The 667-nt window shown below is 50.5% G+C and carries 2 protein-coding genes; both read right to left on the bottom strand.

What is annotated here, in order from left to right; genetic code table 11:
* Positions 1 to 500: CD3337/EF1877 family mobilome membrane protein (locus DW965_RS18895; RefSeq protein ID WP_442857838.1), on the bottom strand; the 500-nt coding region annotated here is incomplete at its 3' end.
* On the bottom strand, positions 500 to 667 hold a 168-nt coding region (locus DW965_RS18890), incomplete at its 5' end, for an ATP-binding protein (RefSeq protein WP_199681691.1). The genes DW965_RS18895 and DW965_RS18890, both read right to left, overlap by 1 nt.

The raw sequence follows: 667 nt of genomic DNA, 5'->3' as shown, positions 1-667 counted from the left end.
AACCCGATATAAAATCCCTCCGAGGACAAGCCGCCTGTGGTAACGCCTGCAAGGGTCTGCATATTTTTCCCAATGGAATCCGCCGTAGAGGAAATGAAGTCCAGCGAGTAGGCTTCCTGAATCAGATACCCCGTGGCGTTGGAAAGGTACAGGCTGATTGTCCAGATAAAATTTGTGATGGCATACAGCCCGTACATCACCTGTTTTCCGATACCGTCCAGCCAGTTCCACGGGAGCCAGTCCCATCCGCTGTCCACATAAAAATCAAGCTGGTAGTTGTCCAGAGGATATTTGCTGTATTCGTTGGCAGCGTCCACCGTATCATCCACCAGTCCGGCAGCATGGGCGGCTGTGCCGAAGACTGCAAGCAGCAGGAGGATGAGCAGGAGTGCCAGAAGTACCCTGCCAATCACTTTTCCTGCTATTTTCCAAGATAACCCCTTTTTGGCTGAATAGGGAACAGGGAGTTGCTGCCCGTTGGAAGTTCTATGTATCACCATCATTCCACCTCTTTTCTTACGGGCGGTCTGGTATCAAAGGCATGGAACAGGTCTTCAAAGATAGGATGGAACTGTATGACTCCCACACGCCCGTATAAATCACTGATAAGGCACTGTCCGTTTTCCAAGTCACGGAGCCGCTTCTGGTTGTTTTCATCTTCGGAATC

It is taken from the genome of Blautia sp. AM47-4, from assembly GCF_003479865.1.
GTDB classification, from domain to species: Bacteria; Bacillota; Clostridia; order Lachnospirales; family Lachnospiraceae; genus Fusicatenibacter; species Fusicatenibacter saccharivorans.
The sequence above is the reverse complement of the archived record's forward strand: the minus strand, read 5'-3'. Positions and strand labels throughout refer to the sequence as shown.